Below are 18,051 nucleotides of genomic sequence, written 5' to 3' on the forward strand. Positions count from 1 at the left end.
CGGCCGCCCCCGCAGCGGGGGGTGTGGGGGGTCGGCCCCCCACAAGTAGAGGGCGCCGGTCAGCTCCGCACGCGGGGGGTGTGGGGGGTCGTCCCCCCACAAATGACCAGTGCGCAGCCGCAGGCGAGGGGGTCGGACGCGGCGCACGGTCCGAGGGGCCGGCCGGCGATCTCCTTGAACAGCCGGGCGCCCGGTGAGGCGTCCGCCAGCGCGTCCGCCGCCAGGACCACCGCGGCGGCCGTGTAGGTGGAACGGTCCCCGGGGAAGTGCCGCTCGTTCTCGAACTGCCAGCCCGTCCAGTACGAGCCGTCCTCGTGCCGGAGGTGCTGGATGGTGGTGAACAGTTCCAGCGCCCGGTCGCGGTCGCCCGCCGCGTCGAGCGCCATCACGAGTTCGCAGCTCTCCGCCGCCGTCACCCACGGCTGGTCCGACACGCACCGGCAGCCGAGCCCCGGCACGACGAAGGCGTCCCAGCTCTCCGCCAGCCGCCGCGCGGCGGCGTCGCCGCGCACGGGCCCGCCGAGCACCGGGTAGTACCAGTCCATCGACCAGCGGCTCTTGTCGGCGAACGCCTCGGGGTGCGCGGCCACGACGTGGCCGAGCTGGTCGGCGGCCAGTTCCCATTCCGGCTGCGGTTCGCCGAGGTGCTCGGCGAGCGCGACCGCGCAGCGCAGCGACTGGTAGATCGACGAGCAGCCGGTCAGCAGCGCGTGGTCGGACGCGGCGCCGTTCTCGTGCCGGATCCAGATGATCTCGCCGCGCCGGGTCTGCAGGCCGAGCGTGAAGTCGATCGCCCGCCGGACGGTCGGCCACATCCGGCGCGCGAAGTCCTCGTCGCCGGTGCAGACCAGCTCGTGCCAGACGCCCACCGCGACGTAGGCGGCGTGGTTGGACTCGCCGCCCGGTTCGGTGACCTCGCCCAGCACCCATTTCGCGGGCCACGACCCGTCGGGCCGCTGGACGCTCGCCAGCCACGCGTAGGCGCGGCGCGCCTCGTCGCCGAGCCCGGCGACGGTCAGCGCCATCGCCGCCTCGACGTGGTTCCACGCGTCCACGTGGCCGGGCACGCCGTGGGTCGGCGAGAACCACGGGATGGCGCCGGACGCCTCCTGCTGGCGGGCGATGCTGCGGGCCGTCGCGACGACGTCGTCCGCCGTCACGACTCCCGGTACGGAGGGGGGAGCGGTCTCAGACGGCATCCGCCGTCTCCTTCGCCGGGGCCGCCGGCGCGCTCGGCACGGACGGCTTCGCGAAGTACACGACGACGCTCTTGCCGATCACCGGGTTCAGAGCGCGCTCGGCCAGCCGGGTCGCCAGCGGCCGCTTCATGATGTCCCAGACGAGGATCTGGTGGTAGGCCTTGGCGAGCGGGTTGCCGTCGTCGTTCACGCCGACCGCGCACTTGATCCACCAGTACGGGGCGTGCAGCCCGTGCGCGTGGTGGTGGCCGCCGACCTTGAAGCCGATCGACTTGAACTTCGCCTCCAGCTCCGCGCGCGTGTAGATCCGCACGTGGCCGCCGGGGGCGGTGTGGTAGTCCTCCGACAGCGCCCAGCAGACCCGCTCGGGCAGCCAGCTCGGCACCGTCACGGCGAGCCGCCCGCCCGGCTTCAGCACCCGCAGCAGCTCGCGCATCGCCCGCATGTCGTCGGGGATGTGCTCCAGCACCTCGGACGCGATGATCTTGTCGAAGTGGTCGTCGGGGAACGGGAGCGCCAGCGCGTCGCCCTGCACGGTCTCGGCCGTCGCGCCCTCGGGGACCTCGCCCTCCAGGCGCATGGCGCCGAACATCGTCTCGACGCCGGCCAGCTCGTCCGCGTCGAGGTCGAACGCCACGACGTGGGCACCCCGGCGGTACAGCTCGAAGGCGTGCCGTCCGGCCCCGCATCCCATGTCGAGGATGCGGTCCCCGGGGGTGACGCGGAACCGCTGGAAATCCACGGTCAGCAGGGTCGTGCTCCTTCCGTACGGGGAGGCCCGGATGGGGTTCCCACAGCACTTCTCAACTACAGGCTTGCCCGATGCGGCCCCTCGCGGGTGCCGCCCGTCTCAGGTGCGGCGCGCCCGCTTGGACGCGGCGAGCCGCAGGTAGCCGTGCTCGCGGATCGCGGCGCGGTAGTGCCCGACGGTCGCCTTCGCCACCGCCGGCCACGCGAACCGCTCCTGCACGCGGGCCAGTCCCGCGGCGCCCACGCGCGCCCGCTCCTCGGCGGAGTCGTGCAGCAGGCGCAGCGTCGCGGCCAGCTCCTCGACGTCGCCGGGCTGCACGAGCACGCCCGCGTCGCCGACGACCTCCGGCAGCGCGCCGGCGCGGCTCGCGACCAGCGGGGTGCCGGACGCCATGTGCTCGACGGCGGGCAGCGAGAAGCCCTCGTAGCGGGACGGGACGACGGCGATCTCCGCGGACGCCAGCAGCTCGCCCAGCTCGTCGTCGCTGATGCCGCTGACGAACCGGACCCGGTCGCCGAGCGCGAGCTCGCGCACGAGCTTCTCGGTCGGGCCGTCCTTCTGCGGGCGGCTGACGACGATGACGTGCACGTCCCGCTCGGTGGCGACCTTGGCGACCGCGCGCAGCAGCACGTCGACGCCCTTGATCGGGGCGTCCGCGCTGGCCATCGCGACGATCCGGCCGGGGACGCGCTCGCCGCGCGGGTGGAAGATCCGGGTGTCGACGCCGAGCGGCAGGATCTCGATGTCGCGCGGGTCGACCTTGAAGTCCTTGACGATGTCGACCTTGGACGAGTCCGACACCGTCAGCACCGGGCCGATGCGCCGCGACACCTGCGCCTGCATGGCGACGAACCCGTACCAGCGGCGCTTGCCGAGCTTCTGCTTGATCCCCTGCGCCGCCTCCAGCTCGATCCGCCGGTCGACGCTGATCGGGTGGTGGATGCTCGTGACCAGCGGGAGGCCGAGCCGGGAGATGCCGAGGTTGCCGAGGCCGAGGACCTGGTTGTCGTGGACGACGTCGAAGTCGCGGCGGCGCCGCTTCAGCTCCCGCAGCGCGCGCAGGCTGAACGTCAGCGGCTCGGGGAACCCGCCGGTCTTCATGTGCGCGAACTCCAGCACGTCGATCCAGTCGCGGAACTCCTCGCGCGCCGGCGTGCGGAACGGGTCCTCGTCCCGGTACAGGTCCAGGCTCGGGATCTTGGTGAGGGCGATCTCGTCGCGGTCCAGCTCCGGATACGGCTGGCCGGACAGCACCTCCACCGTGTGCCCGAGGTCGATCAGCTCCCGGCTCAGATGCCGGAGGTAGACGCCCTGGCCGCCGCAGTGCGGCTTGCTCCGGTAGGAGAGCAGGGCGACCCGCAACGGTCCGCCCGGCTCGTCTGCCTCACCCACGCCAGCCCCTGCCCACGCACCACTCCCGTCAGTCGCGGGACGCCGGTCGCACACGCACCGGCATCTCCTTTATGCCGTTGATGAAACTAGACCTTAGCCTCCGTACGTTACCGCCGAGTTCAATATTGGGCACAGTGTCCAAAAGTGTTTCGAAAAGCACACTCAGCTCCAGCCGGGCAAGATGGGCGCCCAGGCAGAAGTGGGGCCCGCCGCCGCCGAACCCCAGGTGCGGGTTCGGGTCCCGGCCGACGTCGAAGGAGTACGGGTCGGCGAACACCGCCGCGTCGCGGTTGGCCGAGGCGTAGAACACCACGACCTTGTCGCCCTCGGCGATCTTGCGGCCGCCGAGCTCGGTGTCCTGGACGGCCGTCCGGCGGAACAGGTTCACCGGCGTGACCCAGCGGACGATCTCGTCCACCGCCGTCCGCACCAGCGCCCGGTCCGCCCGCAGCCGCGCCCACTGCTCGGGATGCTCCAGCAGCGCGAGCATCCCGCCCGTCGCGGCGTTGCGGGTCGTCTCGTTCCCGGCGACCGACAGCAGCATCACGAACAGCTCGAACTCGTCGCCGTCCAGGACCTGGCCGTCGGCGTCGGGCTGCAGCAGCCTGGTGACGATGTCGTCGCGCGGGTTCTCGCGCCGGTCGGCGGCCAGCTCGTTGGCGTACGCGTACAGCTGCGTCGCCGCCTCCTGGCCCTCCTCCGGCGTCCGCTGGAACTCCGGGTCGTCCCCGCCGATCAGCGTGTTCGACCAGGTGAAGATCTTCTCGCGGTCCTCCGGCGGGGCGCCCAGCAGCTCGCAGATGACGTAGAGCGGCAGCGGGGCGGCGAGGTCGCGGACGAAGTCCGCCTCCTCGCCGCGCTCCACCGTCTCGGCCACCAGCCTCTGGCAGATCTCCCTGATGTGGTCGGCCAGCGCGCCGATCGCGCGCGGCGTGAACCCCCGGTTGACGATGCCGCGCTTGCGCGTGTGCTCCGGCGGATCCTGGTTCAGCATCATCAGCCGCTGCAGCGCCAGATGATCCTCCGGCGGCTCGTCGAACAGGGCGAGCCGCTCGTAGGAGGAGAAGATCTCCGGGTGCCGGGACACCCGCACCACGTCCGCGTGCCGGGTCACCGCCCAGAAGGGCGGGTTCCCCCGCTCGGGGTCGCCGTGGTGCCGGTGCACCGGGTCGTGCTCGCGCAGCCACGCCAGCTGCTCGTGGGGGACGCCGCCGCGCTCGTACGCGCCGGGCTCCACCAGCTCGATGTCAGGGGCGGGGCCGATCTCAGGGGTGGTGGTCATCGCGCCAGGACCTCCATGTCCGGGGGGACCTCGATCGTCAGCCGCGGCGGGGGGACGGGGTGAAGCGTACGGGCAGCTCCTTCAGCCCGTTGACGAAGTTGGAGCGCAGCCGGCGGGGCTCGCCGGCCGGGGCGATGTCGGGCATCCGGTCCAGGATCGTCTCGAAGATGATCTTCAGGTTCATCCGGGCCAGGTGGGTGCCCAGGCAGAAGTGCGGGCCGCCGCCACCGAACCCGATGTGCGGGTTCGGGTCGCGGCCCACGTCGAAGCTGAACGGGTTGTCGAAGACCCGCTCGTCCCGGTTCGCCGACCCGTAGAACAGGACGACCTTGTCGCCCTTGCGGATCAGCTTGCCGCCCATCTCGACGTCCTCCATCGCCGTGCGGCGGAACTGGTTGATCGGGCTCACCCAGCGGACGATCTCCTCGACCGCCGTCGGCAGCAGGCTCCGGTCCGCCTTCAGCCGCGCCCACTGCTCGGGTCGCTCGAAGAACGCCTGCATGCCGCCCGCCGTCGCGGTCCGGGTCGTCTCGTTCCCGGCGATCGACAGCATGATCACGAAGAGCTGGAACTCCTCGTCGGTGATCCGGTTGCCGTCCGCGTCCGGGGTCAGCAGCTTGGTCACGATGTCGTCGCGCGGCGTGGACGCCCGCGCGGCGGCGAGCTCGCCCGCCCAGCCGGCGAACTCGGCGGCGCACAGCTGCGACTCGGTGCGGTCCCCGATGTACTCGGGGTCGTTGAAGGCCACCAGCTTGTTGGACCAGGCGAAGATCTTCTCGCGGTCCTCCAGCGGCGCGCCGAGCAGCTCGCAGATCGTGTAGAGCGGCAGCGGCGCCGCGAAGTGCTCGACGAAGTCGCACTCGCCCAGCTCGGCCGCCTCGTCGATCAGCCCGTTGCAGATCTCCCGGATGTGGTCCTGCAGCTTGCCGATCATCCGGGGGGTGAAGCCCTTGTTGACCATGCTGCGCAGCCGGGTGTGGTCCGGCGGGTCCTGGAACAGCATCATCTGCCCGTACAGCGCGATGTCCTCGTCGCTGAACTCCTCGAACATCGCCGACCGCTCGTGCGAGGAGTACAGGTCGGGGCGCCGCGACGCGCGCACCACGTCCTCGTGCCGGGTCACCGCCCAGAAGCCGTCGACCCCGTCGTTCGGATCGGCGTGCCAGTGCACGGGGTCGTTGTCGCGCAGCCACGCGAACTGGCGGTGCGGGATGCCGCCGCGCTCGTAGACGCCGGGATCGATGATGTCGATCTCCGGGGCGACGAAGGCCGGGGTGGGAGCGGTACGGGTCTCAGTGGCCATGGGTTTCCTTCGAGCCGGTGCGGGCTGGTCACTTCGAGGACGGGACGGTGGCTCCGTGTCGCGCCGCGCGGGGCCGGTCACCGGCGTCGGACGCCGGTCGGTTGATCTTGGTTATCGAGCGCTTGCTTGGCATCCGGATATAGAACACGTTCTAACATGAGACTCCAGTCTCATCAAGGGTCCAGACGGCAGAGTGACTCGAATCGCATCGGGCCGTCACCCTGCGGCGACGCCCCGCCGCACGAGGTGTCCGGGCATCTGGCGGTGTAGCCCCGTCTGGGCGGGAATGTCACAAGAAGTACGCGCCAGCGCTCGGGGGATGGGAGGTCCCGCGATGTTCTTCGCAATCGTGGCCGGCGGGATCCTGGTGTACGCCGTCGTCGACCTCGTCAGGGCGGCGATCCGCAGACGGAGGGCGCGGCGCGCGGCACTGGCGCGCCCGCGGCTCTGGACCGAGCCGGAGGCGCTCACGGCCGCGGAACTGGAACGCCTCGCGGGCGCCGAGCCCGAGGCCCTGATGTGGACCGAGGACGACCAGCGCTGGCTGGAGAGCCGCCGCATCAGCCTCCGTTCATGACAAGCACGGCCCAAGGGGCTCGCCTAGCGGCTCGCCCCTTGACCGTGCTTGGGCGAGCGCGAACTCGCTTCGCGAGCTTCCCGGCGGGGCTCGCCTTCGGCTTCGCCCCACCGGTCAGATAGCGCGCTCGCGTGACGGCCGAGGTGGTCCCCGCGCTGCGGCGGGCCCGGGCCGTCAGCGGAGGGTGTAGCGGAGGGGGTCGTCGGTGCCTTCGCGGCGGACCACGCCGCGGTTCTCCAGGGTGCGGAGGTGGGCGGCGGCCTCGCCGGCGGCCATGCGGCGCGCGCCGAGCGGCATCCGCTCCCACGGGTGCCGCCAGGTCAGCCCGGCGGTGACGTCCCAGAGCGTGACGGGACGCGACGACAGCAGCGCCGTCACCTCCGCCAGCCGCTCCTCGTGGTGGCCGATGATCTCGCGCGCGCGCTCGGACAGGCCCGTGAACCGGTACTGGTGCGCGGGCAGCACCTCGTCCGCCGACATCGCGGAGATCTTGTCCAGCGAGCCGAGGAAGTCCGACAGCGGGTCCACGTCCGGGGTGTCGTACGGGTAGAGCCCGATGTGCGGGGTGATGCGCGGCAGGACGTGGTCGCCGGTGAACATCCGGTCGCCGTCCTCCAGGTGCAGGCAGATGTGGCCGGGGGAGTGCCCGGGCGTCCAGATGACGCGGAGCCTGCGGCCCGGCAGGTCGACCAGCTCGCCGTCGTCGAGCTCGCGGTCCGGGATCGCCGGGGGGTCCACCCGCGGCTGCTCCATCCCGGCGGCCAGCTCGGTCTCGCCGGCGCCCGCCCGGCGCATCGAGGTCAGCTCGAACGAGCGGCGCTCCTCGTGCCCGAGGCTGGTGTGGAACAGCCGGACGATCTCGGTGTCCGCCCGGTGCATCGCGATCCACGCGCCGGACGCCTCGCGGACCCGCCCGGCGAGCCCCGCGTGGTCGGGGTGGAAGTGCGTGACGACGACACCGCGCACGTCGGCGACGTCGATCCCGAAGGTGCCGAGGCCGTCGCGCAGGGCGGTCCAGGCGTCCTCGTGCTGCCAGCCCGCGTCGATCAGGACGGGGCCCTGCGGGCTCTCCACCGCGTACACGAGCGTGTAGGCCAGCGGGTTGCCCGGAATGGGGACGGGAACGCTCCAAAGCCCCCCGCCGAGATCCTCGGGTACCGGCTCCACGGGACCGCCTTTCGCGCCCAATCCGGTCGGGCGAGTCGGTTGTGGGGACCCTAGCGGAACGCGGAACGGTGCTCCGCAACCGGGTCCCCACGCGTCGGACGTGCTGCTGGTCAGATGCGCTCGAGGATGCTGGCCGTGGACAGCGCGCCGCCGCAGCACATCGTGATCAGGGCGGTCTGGGCGTCGCGGCGCTCCAGCTCGTGCAGCGCCGTGGTGATGAGCCGGGCGCCCGTCGCGCCGACCGGGTGGCCGATCGCGATCGCGCCGCCGTTGACGTTGACGGTGTCCATGTCCGGCTTGTGCACCGACGCCCAGGACAGCGCGACCGAGGCGAACGCCTCGTTGACCTCGCTGATGTCGATGTCGCCCATCGTCATCCCGGCCCGCGCGAGGACCCGCTCGGTCGACTGGACCGGGCCGTCCAGGTGGTAGTACGGCTCGCCGCCGACCAGCGCCTGCGCCCGGATCCGGGCGCGCGGCCGCAGCCCCAGCTCGAACGCCTTCTCCTCGGACATGACGACCACGGCGGCCGCGCCGTCGGAGATCTGCGACGAGGTGCCGGCGGTGTGCAGCGAGCCCTCGCCGAGGACGGGCTTGAGGTTGCCGAGCCCCTCCTTGGTCGTCTCGCGCAGGCCCTGGTCCCGGGTGACGGTGCGGGTCTCGCCGGTCGGATTGCCCTCGGCGTCCAGCACGGGCGCCTCGATCGGGACGACCTCCCGCTCGAACCGGCCGTCCGCCCACGCCTTGGCGGCGAGCTGCTGGGAGCGCGCGCCGAACGCGTCCAGGTCGTCGCGGGTGAAGCCGCGCCGCTGCGCGATCCGCTCGGCCGCCTCGAACTGGTTCGGCATGTCCAGCGACCAGTCGTCCGGACGCGGGTTGTGCGGCAGCACGTTGGTGCCGAGCGGCGCGCGGCTCATCACCTCGACGCCGCAGCCGATCGCGACGTCGACGACGCCCGCGGCGACCTGCGAGGCGGCCAGGTGGACGGCCTGCTGCGCCGACCCGCACTGCGCGTCGATCGTGGTGACCCCGGTCTGCCAGGGCAGGCCCGCGTACAGCCAGGCGTACCGGCCGATGTGCGAGCCCTGCTCGCCGGCCTGCGTCACGCAGCCGGCGAAAACCTGCTCGACCTGCGCGGCGTCGATGCCGGCGCGCTCGACGGCGGCGATCAGCGTGTGGGAGAGGACGGCCATCGGCTTCAGTCCCGCCAGCCAGCCGTTGCGCTTCCCGAGCGGCGTGCGCACCGCCTCGACGATCACCGGGGTACCCATGCGGTCTCCTTCTAGAACGGGATTCGCCTTCGACTGTAACGAGTTCTACTTTCAGCCGGAAGCCCCGTCCCGCCCATCGGGATCAGGGGCGGTAGCGCACCGGGAGCTCCTTGACGCCGTTCAGCCAGGCGGAGCGGAGGCGGCGCGGCTCGCCGATCCGGGCGATGTCCGGCATGTGGTCGGCGATCGCGTCGAACATCAGCCCGATCTCCAGCCGGGCCAGGTTCGCGCCGATGCAGTAGTGGGCGCCGGTGCCGCCGAAGCCGAGGTGCGGGTTGGGGGAGCGGGTGACGTCGAACGTCCCCGGGGCGTCGAAGACCTCCTCGTCGAAGTTCGCCGACGAGTAGTACATCGCCACCCGGTCGCCCGCCCTGATCTCCATGCCGCCGAGCTCGGTGTCGCGGACGGCGGTGCGCTGGAACGCCGTCACCGGCGTCGCCCACCGGACGATCTCGTCCGCGGCGGTCTCCGGGCGCCCGGCCTTGAACAGCTCCCACTGCTCGGGGTGGTCGAGGAAGGCGATCATGCCGTGGGTGATCGCGTTGCGGGTGGTCTCGTTGCCGGCGACGGCGAGCAGGATCATGAAGTAGCCGAACTCGTCGTCGGTGAGGCCGCGGCCGTCCACGTCGGCCTGGACGAGCTTGGTGACGATGTCGTGCGCGGGGCAGCCGCGGCGCTGCTCGGCGAGGTTCATCGAGTAGCCGATGATCTCGGCGGCGGCGCAGGCCGGGTCGGCGTCGTACTCGGGGTCGTCGTAGGCGAGCATCTGGTTGGACCAGTCGAACAGCTTGCGGCGGTCCTCCTGCGGGACGCCCATCAGCTCGGCGATCGCCTGCAGCGGCAGCTCGGCCGCGACCTCGGTGACGAAGTCGCCCTCGCCGCCCTTGCGCAGCGCCTCGGCGACGATCCGCTCCGCGCGCTCCCGCAGCGCGTCGTGCAGGCCCTTGACGACGCGGGGCGTGAAGCCGCGGGAGACGATCTGGCGCAGCTTGGCGTGCTGCGGCGCGTCCATGTGCAGCAGCAGGTTCTCGCGCTGCAGGTCCAGCTCGTCGCGCCCGAACGTCTCGTTGAACCGGATGACCGCGCCGTTGGCGTTGGCGGAGAACAGCTCGGCGTCGCGCGAGATCTCCTTGACGTGCGCGTGCTTGCTGATCACCCAGAAGCCGTCGTCGTCGAAGCCGGTGCGGCCGCGCGGCTGGGCGTTCCACCAGGGGCGGGCGGTGCGGCGCAGCGCGGCGAACTCGGCGAGCGGCACCCGCTCGGCCATCAGGTCCGGGGAGCAGAAGTCGAACCCGGCGGGGACGGCGGTCTCCGGTGCGGTGGCGGTCATGCGCGGTTCCTCCCGATGCGCGGCGCGGGAACGTCCGGTCCGGGCTCACCGTAGAACCCGTTTCAGCGGCGCGGCAAGGGTGAATGAGACTTGAGTCTAATCAAGTGTCTTACCCAAGCGCTTGCTTGTCTCGCCGGAGACCGCCTCCCCTTCCAGCAGGCGAAATCCGGCGGCGGTCGCGCTGCCACGAGCCTGGTCGGCAACTCAAGATCTCGAGGCGGTGACCTTTGTCACCTTGGCATGTCTCGCTAACGAGAACGCGTTCTAGTTCGGCGCCCGGAACCGGGACGTTCGGGTGTCGCGGCCGTCCATTAGCCTGGGGCGTGCACTCCCCCCGCGCCGGAGACGTCCATGCCCGCTGATTTCGACGAGCCCGTGTTCGACGAGGAGTTCGTCAGGAACGCCGCGTTCACCGAACCGTCCGCGCGCGAGCGCGCGCAGCCGCCCCGCCGCGCGCGTCGGTGGCGCCCCGCCGGGCGCCTGCGCATCCGCGGCAGGCTGGCCCGGCGCCGGTACCGGGAGCCGAGCCACCGGCGGGCGGTCATCCAGGTGATCGGCGGCGTGCTCGTCCTGGTGGCCATCTCGGTCGCGCTGTGGTGGTGGCAGTCGGGGTCGCGCAGGAGCGACGACGGGAACCCGGTCGGCCCGGCCGCGACCATCATCATCTCGCCGCCGCCCTCGGGCCCGCAGGCCCCGACGGAGGTGCCGCCCGCCCCGACGGAGATCCCGCGCGCCGCGGCGCCCCTCGGCCCGGACGTGCCGGACGTCCCGGCGGTGCCCGCCGGCTGATCCGGCGCCCACCCGCCCCCGGCCCGGCGGCGCGTGGCCGGAACCGGCTGGTCCGGCAAAGTACTCATTCGGGATGAGTGTCACTACTCACCGCGAATCAGGCTAGAACGCCTGGTCGGTCTTCCGTAAGGTCTCCCTGTCCGGACGCGGCCGGGGCCCGCGAACCTGGCTTTCCCACGCTTTCCACCCAGGACGAGGACCGGGGGACCAGCCCATGAGAGCCCGCATCACCGCCGTCGCCGCGCACCTGCCGCCGCGCGTCGTCACCAGCGCCGAGGTCGAGGCCCGCGTCGCCGCCGAGAGCCCCGGCTACCGGCCGCACCCCACCATCGTCGAACGGATGACGGGGATCCGCGCCCGGCACGTGATGGACGACGGCGAGCAGGCCTCCGACCTGGCCGTCGCCGCCGCCCGCCGGGCGCTCGACCAGCGCGGCATCGGCGCGGACGCCGTCGACCTGCTGATCTTCGGCTCCGCGTCGCAGGACCTCATCGAGCCCGCCACCGCGCACATCGCCGCCGCCAAGCTCGGCGCGTCCTGCCCGGTGTTCGACGTCAAGAACGCCTGCAACAGCTTCCTCAACGGGCTCCAGATGGCGGACGCGCTGATCCGCACCGGCCAGCACGAGCGGGTCCTCGTCTGCACCGGCGAGAGCCCGTCCCGCGCGATCCGCTGGACGGTCCGCGACCGCGCCCAGTTCGCCGACGCGTTCGCCGGCTACACCCTGTCGGACGGCGGCGCCGCGATGCTCGTCGAGGCCGCGCCCGACGGCGGCATCTTCTACCGCGACTTCGCCGCCGTCTCCAGCGCCTGGGAGATCGGCACGCTGCCCGCCGGCGGGTCGATGCACCCGCGCGACCCCGAGTACGCCTACTTCTCGGGCGACGGGCGGCGGCTCAAGGACGCGTTCCTCGCGGCCGGCCCGGAGATCTTCGCCAACGCCCTCACCAAGACCGGCCTGGCCTGGGACGACTTCGCGGTGGTGGCCGTCCACCAGGTGACCCTGCCGTACCTGGAGGTGCTGCGGGCGACGCTCGGCGTCCCGCCGGACCGGCTCGTCGTCACGCTGCCCGAGCACGGCAACGTCGCGTCCGCGAGCCTGCCGCTCCAGCTCGCGACCGCGATCGCGGACGGGCGCTGCCGCCCCGGCGACCGCGTCGCGCTCGTCGGCCTCGCCGGCGGCGTCAGCCTCGGCGTCCTGTTCGCGGAGCTGTGACGATGCCGGACAGCACACAGCCGAACATGAACCTGTGGGTCGTCGTCCCGGCGTTCGACGAGGAGCGCTCGATCGGCGCGACGCTGCACCGCCTCGCCGCGCAGACCGACCCCCGCTTCACGCTCGCCGTCGTCGACAACGGCAGCCGCGACGGGACCGCCGAGGTCGTCCGGGCGTTCGCCGAGGACCACCCGGCGATGGACGTCCGGATCGTCCCAGAACCGGAGAAGGGGACGGGCGCCGCCGCCGACACCGGCTTCCGGCACGCCATGACCGCCGGCGCCACGCACATCGCCCGCACCGACGCGGACTGCCTGCCCGGCCCCGGCTGGATCGCCGCGGTGAAGCGGGCGTTCGCGGACGGCCTGGAGATGGTGTCCGGCCCCCTGCGGCCCCGCACCGACGAGTTCCCGCTGAAGCTCTGGGAGCGCCGCCTGCTGCCCGCCGTGATCGGGATCGCCGCGGCGTTCGGCCGGTTCCGCCCCGGCAACCAGGACCCGCTGTACCTCGGCCCGTACGTGATGATGCCGGGCTGCAACGTCGCCATCACCGCCGACCTGTACAAGCGGGCCGGCGGGTTCCCGCGCACCCGCATCGAGGAGCTCCACGAGGACCGCGCCCTCGTCAACCGCGTCCGCTACCTGACCGACGCCTACGGCCTGCGCAAGGACGTCGTCGTGTACGGGTCGGTGCGGCGGCTGCGCGCGTTCGGGCTGGTCAAGACCCTCGGCTGGTACGCCGACCACCGCTACATGCCCGAGGTGGTGGACATCCGATGAGGACCCTGGACTGGGAGCGGCGGCTGTACCTGACCGCGCACCCGTTCGCGTACCCGCTGCTGCGCGGCCTCGCCCGGCGCGGGCCGATCGTCCGCGTGCCGGGCCTCGGCGTCGTCGTGAACGCGGCGCCGCTCGCCCGCGAGGTGCTGATGGACGGCGAGACGTTCCGCAAGGACGGCCCCGGCTCGCCCGGCGAGCTGTGGACGCCCGTACTCGGGCCGTCCGTCCTGCTGAACATGGAAGGCGACGCGCACCGCGCGCTCCGCCGCCGCCTCACCGACCTGTTCACGCCGTCCTACACCGACGCGCTGTGCGCGCGCGTGCTCGCGGACCCGCTGGAACGGCTCGCCGACCGCCTCGCGCGCGGCGCGACCGTCAACCTCGTCGACGCCGCGCGCGTCATGGCGGGCGCCGTCATCAGCGAGGTCATCGGCCTGGACGCGGGCACCGAGGCGGACTGGCGGCACCTGTTCGAGCAGGGCGAGCGGATCGTGTCGATGGTGTCGCTGCGGACCCGGCGGCTCAGCCCGGCGCAGGTCGAGCGGGCCCGCGCCGTCCTCGACCCGCTCGGCGCCATCGCCGCGAAGGCCTACGCCGCCGGCGACGAGTCCACGGTCATGGGCCGGATGCGGGCGCTCGGCCTCTCCGAGGACGAGGCGCGCGGCGCCGCCGGCGCGTTCTTCCTCACCGGCACCGAGACCGTCGCCACCCTGCTGCCCCGCCTGATCGCGCTGCTCGCCGACTCGGGGCAGCTGCCGCGGGTCGCCGCCGCGCGCGGGCTGCTCGACCGGGCGATCGACGAGGCGATGCGCGTGACGACGCCGACACCCGTGATGCTGCGGAGCGTGCACCGCCCGGCGGTCGTCGGCGGCGTGCCGATCCGTCCCGGGGACCGGGTGCTCATCGCCACGCACAACTGCTGCCGCGACCTCGGGCCGTTCGACCTCGAACGCCCGCATCCGCCGGAACTGCGGCGCCTCTGGTTCGGCGCGGGCCCGCATTTCTGCATCGGCTATCCGCTCGCCACTGCGCAGATCCGGCGCGTCGCCCGGACGCTCCTGGACGCCGCGCCATTGCGCATCACCAGCCGCGCCGCCGCCCGCGGCGTCCTGATCCCGACCTACAGCCATCTCGCCGTCCGTTCGGAGGCCGTCGCATGACGCTCGTCCGGCAATTGCTCGACCAGGCCGCGCGGACACCGGACGGCGTCGCCCTGGTGTCCGGGAACGGCACGGAGCTCACTTATGGCGAACTGCGCCGCCAGGTGCTCGCCGTCCGGCACGGGCTCCTTTCCGCGGGCCTCGCGGAAGGCGACGGCGTGCTCTTCTCCGTCCGCCCGTCACCGGAATCCCTCGTCCTCGCGCTGGGCGTCGTCGCCGCCGGGGGAGTGGTCGTCTTCGCCGATCCCGGAGCCGGGCCGGAAATGTTCACGGCCCGGTTGCGGCTGGCGCGGCCGCGCTGGTCCGCCGCCGAATCGGTGCTCTACGCGGGGAGCCGGCTGAGAATCGTCCGGGCCTACGCGCGGCGGCGCGGGCTGCTGCTCCCGAATCTCGCCGAACTGCAGATCCCCGGCGAGGACCCGATGCGGCACATCCACGTCGGCCGCCGCCTCCCGGGTGTGCCGCGAGGCTCCCTGTCGCTCGCCGACCTGCTGCGCGGCGACGCCCCGGAGCCGTCGGAGGACACCGACCCGGGCGCCCCCGCGGCGGTCATCTTCACCTCCGGGACCACCGCCGCGCCGCGCGCCGTCGTCCATTCCCAGGCGTCCCTCGCCGCCGCACTCGGCCTTTTCCGCGACCGGATGCCGCTCGGGCCCGGCGACGTCGTCCACACCGACCAGCTGATGCTCGGACTGCCGACGCTGATATCCGGCGCCCGCTGGTCGATGCCGCCGCTGTTCTGCTCGCCCGTCGATTTCGTGCGCCTCATGCGGGAACGCGGAGCCACCCACACGTTCTGCGTCCCCGTCCACCTCGCCGAAATCCTGGACACGGCACCGGAACTGCCGCCGTCGCTCCGGTACGTCCTGCTCGGCGCCGCGCCCGCACCCGCCGGAATCCTGAAACGCGCGACGAGCGCGACGTCCGCCGAAGTACTCTCCGTCTACGCCATGACGGAGATATTGCCGGTCGCGATCGCGTCGGCCGAAGAGAAACTCGCGCACACCGCGTCCGGCGCCGAAGGCGACCTTCTGGGCACTCCTCTTCCGGGCGTTGGGGCACGGCTCGCCGACGACGGGGAACTGCTCCTTTCCGGACCCAACCTCTGCCGCGGCTATCTCGGCGCCGAACCGTTCGAGGAACTCGCGACCGGCGACCTGGCCCGCCTGGACGACGGCCGGATCGTCCTGACCGGCCGGAAGAAGGACATGCTCATCCGCGGCAAATTCAACCTCTACCCCGGCCTTTACGAGCCGTCCATCGCCGCGCTCCCCGGCGTCGACGAAGCCGCCATCGTCGGCGTCCCCGACCCCGAGACCGGGGACGAGGAGGTCGTCCTCGCCGTCACCGGCACCGCCGACCCCGCGCGCCTCCGCCGCGACCTGCCCGCCGTCATCGACCACGACGCGCTGCCCGACCGCGTCATCGTCCTCGGCGCGCTGCCCCGCTCCGGCCGCACCCGCAAACTCGACCGCGACCGCCTCCGCGACCTCGCCGCGCGGCCCGCGCGGCCCGCGCAACCCGCGCGGCGCCCGGGGACGTCCGGATGAGGATCGCCGTCACCGGCGCGTCCGGCTTCGTCGGCGGCGCCGTCTGCCGCGCCCTGACCTGCCGCGACATCACCGCCCACGCGTTCGGGCGGCGGCCGTCCGTCCCGCCCGGCCACCTCGCCGGCGCCGCCTACCGGTCCTGGGACCTCACCCGCGGCCCGATCCCGGACGCGCCCGCCGTCGACGCCGTCGTCCACTGCGCGGGCAGCGTCACCGACTGGGGACGGCCCGCCGACCTGTTCGCCGCCAACCTCACCGGCACCCGCAACGCCCTCGCGTCCTTCCCGGGCGCGCGGTTCGTGCACGTCAGCACCGCCAGCGTGTACGACCCGTTCCGGCCCAGCGTCATGGCCACCGAGGACGAGGCGCCCGTCGCCCGCTACCTCAACGCCTACGGCGCGTCCAAGGCCGCCGCCGAACGCCTCGTCCTCGGGCGCGGCGCGATCGTCCTGCGCCCGCACGCCGTCTACGGGCCCGGCGACACCACACTGCTGCCGCGCGTCCTGTCCGCCGTCCGGGGGCCGCTGCTGCCCGCCGTCGGGACGGGCCGGCAGCGGATCAGCCTGACCTCGATCGCCAACCTCGTCCAGGCGTGCCTGCTCGCCGCGACCGGCCCCGTCGCGTCCGGCGTCTTCAACGTCGCCGACGCCGCCCCGGTCGTGATCGACGACGCGTTCCGCGAGATCCTCGCCGAACGCGGCGTCGCCGCCCGTCCCGTCTACATCCCGGCGGGCGCCGCCCGGCCCCTCGCCGCCGTCGCCGAGGGCGCGTTCCTGCTGGCCCGCCGGCCCGAACCGCCGCGCCTCACCCGCTACGCGATCAGTCACCTCGCCGTCGAGCGGACCCTCGACATCACCGCCGCCCGCGACGTCCTCGGCTACGCGCCGCACGCCACCACCTTCGCCGGAGCCGCCGCCTGGTGATCGTCAACCGCCGGTTGACGATTCCGGATCGTCAACCTATGGTTGACGCATGAGCGAACCCACGCAGACCGGCGTCCAGATCCGGCTGGACGACCTCATCGCCGCCATCAAGAAGGTCCACCCCGACGCCCTCGAACAGCTCACCAGCGCCGTCGTCGCCGCCGAGCACCTCGGCGAGGTCGCCGACCACCTCATCGGCCACTTCGTCGACCAGGCCCGCCGCTCCGGCGCGTCCTGGACCGACATCGGCAGGAGCATGGGCGTCAGCAAGCAGGCCGCGCAGAAGCGCTTCGTCGCCAAGGGCGCGCCCGCCGACCTCGACCCGTCCCAGGGGTTCTCCCGCTACACCGTCCGCGCCCGCAACGTCGTCATCGGGTCGCAGAACGAGGCCCGCGCCGCCGGCAGCGCCGAGATCACCCCCGCCCACCTCGTCCTCGGCCTGATCGCGGACCCGCAGTCCCTCGCGAGCAAGGCGATCACCGCGCAGGACGTGCTGCTCGACACCGTCCGGCAGGCCGCCACCGCCGCGCTGCCGCCGGAGGCCGCCGAGGTCCCCGCCCTCATCCCCTTCGACCAGGACGCCAAGAAGTCCCTGGAGCTGACCTTCCGCGAGGCCCTCCGCCTCGGCCACAACTACATCGGTACCGAGCACATCCTCCTCGCCCTCCTCGAACACGAGAACGGAACCGGCATCCTGTCCGAGGCGGGCGTCACCAAGCCCGCCGCCGAAGCCCACATCGCCACCGCCCTCGCCGCCTTGGTCGCGGAACAGTCGGAGTAGCGCCTCGACCTGTTGAAGCCCCCGAGTGCCCCGCCATTCGGGGGCCGCAGGCTGCGCGGGGTGTCCAAGCTGTGCGGGCCGGCCGGGACGGCCGGGACGGGCGGGCTGCGCGGGCTTTTGCAGGACGCGCAGGCTGTGCTGAACGGGCTGTGCTGAACGGGCTGTGCTGAACGGGCTGTGTGGGAGGGGCTGTGTCGCTGCCTTGGCCTTGTTGTCCTGCCGGTTTGGGGGATGCGATGCGCTGAGGGCCATCCGCAGCTCGGCTGCTCGTGGAGTGAGTTGGGCGATCGTGTGCGTGGCCGGGTGCGGTGAGCTTGGACGGCTGAGCTCATGGGGTGCGCCGGAGGGGCTGTAGGTGGGACGAGGGCCTGGAGCGGGCGGTCTTCGTGAGGCGATGTGATGTTGGGGACGGGACGTTCGGGCCGGACGTTCGGGCCGGGAGTCCGAGCTGGGAGTCCGAGCCGGGATCTTGGGGGCGGCGGGGACGGGTGTTTGGGGGCATCGGCAAGAGGGGTGTTCGGGTGGTGGGGTGGCGCTTGCGTACGGGGCCGCCCCTCCAAAGTCAAGGGCGCCTTCGGCGT

16 protein-coding genes are annotated in these 18,051 nt (G+C 72.8%); 8 read left to right on the plus strand and 8 right to left on the minus strand.

Annotated elements, in window-relative coordinates:
• Positions 1-59: 59 nt before the first annotated feature.
• The 5 genes from AB0C78_RS48610 to AB0C78_RS48630 all read right to left on the minus strand — a co-directional run bounded on the left by AB0C78_RS48610 (position 60) and on the right by AB0C78_RS48630 (position 5,927).
• Positions 60-1,199: a prenyltransferase gene (locus AB0C78_RS48610; protein ID WP_360762038.1), complete on the minus strand. Its 1,140-nt coding sequence runs from the start codon at positions 1,197-1,199 to the stop codon at positions 60-62.
• Entirely contained in the window at positions 1,189-1,950 is a 762-nt protein-coding gene (locus tag AB0C78_RS48615; RefSeq protein WP_360762066.1) for a methyltransferase domain-containing protein, read from the minus strand. Before AB0C78_RS48615 ends, AB0C78_RS48610 begins: the two co-directional genes overlap by 11 nt.
• A gap of 99 nt (positions 1,951-2,049) precedes the next feature.
• Positions 2,050-3,342, minus strand: coding sequence for a glycosyltransferase family 4 protein (locus tag AB0C78_RS48620; RefSeq protein ID WP_360762040.1), 1,293 nt, complete (start codon positions 3,340-3,342; stop codon positions 2,050-2,052).
• A gap of 28 nt (positions 3,343-3,370) precedes the next feature.
• The gene (locus AB0C78_RS48625) at positions 3,371-4,624 is read right to left on the minus strand and encodes a cytochrome P450 (RefSeq protein WP_360762042.1); all 1,254 of its coding nucleotides are present in this window, start codon (positions 4,622-4,624) and stop codon (positions 3,371-3,373) included.
• A 37-nt stretch (positions 4,625-4,661) separates the two neighbouring features.
• Positions 4,662-5,927: a cytochrome P450 gene (locus tag AB0C78_RS48630; RefSeq protein WP_360762044.1), complete on the minus strand. Its 1,266-nt coding sequence runs from the start codon at positions 5,925-5,927 to the stop codon at positions 4,662-4,664.
• Between the two features lie 334 nt (positions 5,928-6,261).
• Between AB0C78_RS48630 and AB0C78_RS48635 the strand changes: the two genes are divergently transcribed.
• Positions 6,262-6,504: a hypothetical protein gene (locus tag AB0C78_RS48635; protein ID WP_360762046.1), complete on the plus strand. Its 243-nt coding sequence runs from the start codon at positions 6,262-6,264 to the stop codon at positions 6,502-6,504.
• A 174-nt stretch (positions 6,505-6,678) separates the two neighbouring features.
• On the opposite strand, the gene AB0C78_RS48640 is transcribed toward AB0C78_RS48635, so the two are convergent.
• The 3 genes from AB0C78_RS48640 to AB0C78_RS48650 all read right to left on the minus strand — a co-directional run bounded on the left by AB0C78_RS48640 (position 6,679) and on the right by AB0C78_RS48650 (position 10,272).
• Entirely contained in the window at positions 6,679-7,671 is a 993-nt protein-coding gene (locus tag AB0C78_RS48640) for an MBL fold metallo-hydrolase (RefSeq protein ID WP_360762048.1), read from the minus strand.
• Between the two features lie 110 nt (positions 7,672-7,781).
• Complete coding sequence (locus AB0C78_RS48645; RefSeq protein WP_360762050.1) at positions 7,782-8,942, minus strand: steroid 3-ketoacyl-CoA thiolase; 1,161 nt, start codon at positions 8,940-8,942, stop codon at positions 7,782-7,784.
• 82 nt (positions 8,943-9,024) lie between these two features.
• Positions 9,025-10,272, minus strand: a complete 1,248-nt coding sequence (locus AB0C78_RS48650; protein WP_360762052.1) for a cytochrome P450 — start codon at positions 10,270-10,272, stop codon at positions 9,025-9,027.
• Between the two features lie 351 nt (positions 10,273-10,623).
• Between AB0C78_RS48650 and AB0C78_RS48655 the strand changes: the two genes are divergently transcribed.
• The 7 genes from AB0C78_RS48655 (at position 10,624) to AB0C78_RS48685 (ending at position 17,470) form a co-directional block, all read left to right on the plus strand.
• On the plus strand, positions 10,624-11,061 hold the full coding sequence (locus tag AB0C78_RS48655) for a hypothetical protein (RefSeq protein ID WP_360762053.1): 438 nt from the start codon (positions 10,624-10,626) through the stop codon (positions 11,059-11,061).
• Between the two features lie 214 nt (positions 11,062-11,275).
• The gene (locus AB0C78_RS48660) at positions 11,276-12,277 is read left to right on the plus strand and encodes a ketoacyl-ACP synthase III (protein WP_360762055.1); all 1,002 of its coding nucleotides are present in this window, start codon (positions 11,276-11,278) and stop codon (positions 12,275-12,277) included.
• A 2-nt stretch (positions 12,278-12,279) separates the two neighbouring features.
• Positions 12,280-13,056 carry a glycosyltransferase family 2 protein gene (locus AB0C78_RS48665; protein ID WP_360762056.1) on the plus strand — a complete coding sequence of 259 codons (777 nt, stop codon included), beginning with the start codon at positions 12,280-12,282 and terminating at the stop codon, positions 13,054-13,056.
• Positions 13,053-14,216 (plus strand): cytochrome P450, encoded by a 1,164-nt coding sequence (locus AB0C78_RS48670; protein WP_360762058.1) that lies wholly within the window; start codon positions 13,053-13,055, stop codon positions 14,214-14,216. Before AB0C78_RS48665 ends, AB0C78_RS48670 begins: the two co-directional genes overlap by 4 nt.
• Positions 14,213-15,766, plus strand: a complete 1,554-nt coding sequence (locus tag AB0C78_RS48675; RefSeq protein WP_360762060.1) for a class I adenylate-forming enzyme family protein — start codon at positions 14,213-14,215, stop codon at positions 15,764-15,766. The genes AB0C78_RS48670 and AB0C78_RS48675 overlap by 4 nt, the downstream gene beginning before the upstream one ends.
• Positions 15,763-16,689, plus strand: a complete 927-nt coding sequence (locus AB0C78_RS48680; RefSeq protein WP_360762062.1) for an NAD(P)-dependent oxidoreductase — start codon at positions 15,763-15,765, stop codon at positions 16,687-16,689. The genes AB0C78_RS48675 and AB0C78_RS48680 overlap by 4 nt, the downstream gene beginning before the upstream one ends.
• 49 nt (positions 16,690-16,738) lie before the next feature.
• Positions 16,739-17,470: a Clp protease N-terminal domain-containing protein gene (locus AB0C78_RS48685; RefSeq protein WP_360762064.1), complete on the plus strand. Its 732-nt coding sequence runs from the start codon at positions 16,739-16,741 to the stop codon at positions 17,468-17,470.
• The last annotated feature ends 581 nt before the right edge of the window (positions 17,471-18,051 follow it).

Source organism: Actinomadura sp. NPDC048394 (assembly GCF_040651755.1).
In the GTDB taxonomy this organism is placed as follows: Bacteria; Actinomycetota; Actinomycetes; order Streptosporangiales; family Streptosporangiaceae; genus Spirillospora; species Spirillospora montaniterrae.

Bases quoted from the DNA above. Each gene is read 5' to 3' on its own strand.
- AB0C78_RS48635 (WP_360762046.1), top strand. From the start codon at position 6,262: ATGTTCTTCGCAATCGTGGCCGGCGGGATCCTGGTGTACGCCGTCGTC.
- AB0C78_RS48660 (WP_360762055.1), top strand. From the start codon at position 11,276: ATGAGAGCCCGCATCACCGCCGTCGCCGCGCACCTGCCGCCGCGCGTC.
- AB0C78_RS48670 (WP_360762058.1), top strand. From the start codon at position 13,053: ATGAGGACCCTGGACTGGGAGCGGCGGCTGTACCTGACCGCGCACCCG.
- AB0C78_RS48675 (WP_360762060.1), top strand. From the start codon at position 14,213: ATGACGCTCGTCCGGCAATTGCTCGACCAGGCCGCGCGGACACCGGAC.
- AB0C78_RS48665 (WP_360762056.1), top strand. From the start codon at position 12,280: ATGCCGGACAGCACACAGCCGAACATGAACCTGTGGGTCGTCGTCCCG.
- AB0C78_RS48645 (WP_360762050.1), bottom strand. From the start codon at position 8,942: ATGGGTACCCCGGTGATCGTCGAGGCGGTGCGCACGCCGCTCGGGAAG.
- AB0C78_RS48650 (WP_360762052.1), bottom strand. From the start codon at position 10,272: ATGACCGCCACCGCACCGGAGACCGCCGTCCCCGCCGGGTTCGACTTC.
- AB0C78_RS48610 (WP_360762038.1), bottom strand. From the start codon at position 1,199: ATGCCGTCTGAGACCGCTCCCCCCTCCGTACCGGGAGTCGTGACGGCG.
- AB0C78_RS48685 (WP_360762064.1), top strand. From the start codon at position 16,739: ATGAGCGAACCCACGCAGACCGGCGTCCAGATCCGGCTGGACGACCTC.
- AB0C78_RS48680 (WP_360762062.1), top strand. From the start codon at position 15,763: ATGAGGATCGCCGTCACCGGCGCGTCCGGCTTCGTCGGCGGCGCCGTC.
- AB0C78_RS48630 (WP_360762044.1), bottom strand. From the start codon at position 5,927: ATGGCCACTGAGACCCGTACCGCTCCCACCCCGGCCTTCGTCGCCCCG.
- AB0C78_RS48655 (WP_360762053.1), top strand. From the start codon at position 10,624: ATGCCCGCTGATTTCGACGAGCCCGTGTTCGACGAGGAGTTCGTCAGG.
- AB0C78_RS48625 (WP_360762042.1), bottom strand. From the start codon at position 4,624: ATGACCACCACCCCTGAGATCGGCCCCGCCCCTGACATCGAGCTGGTG.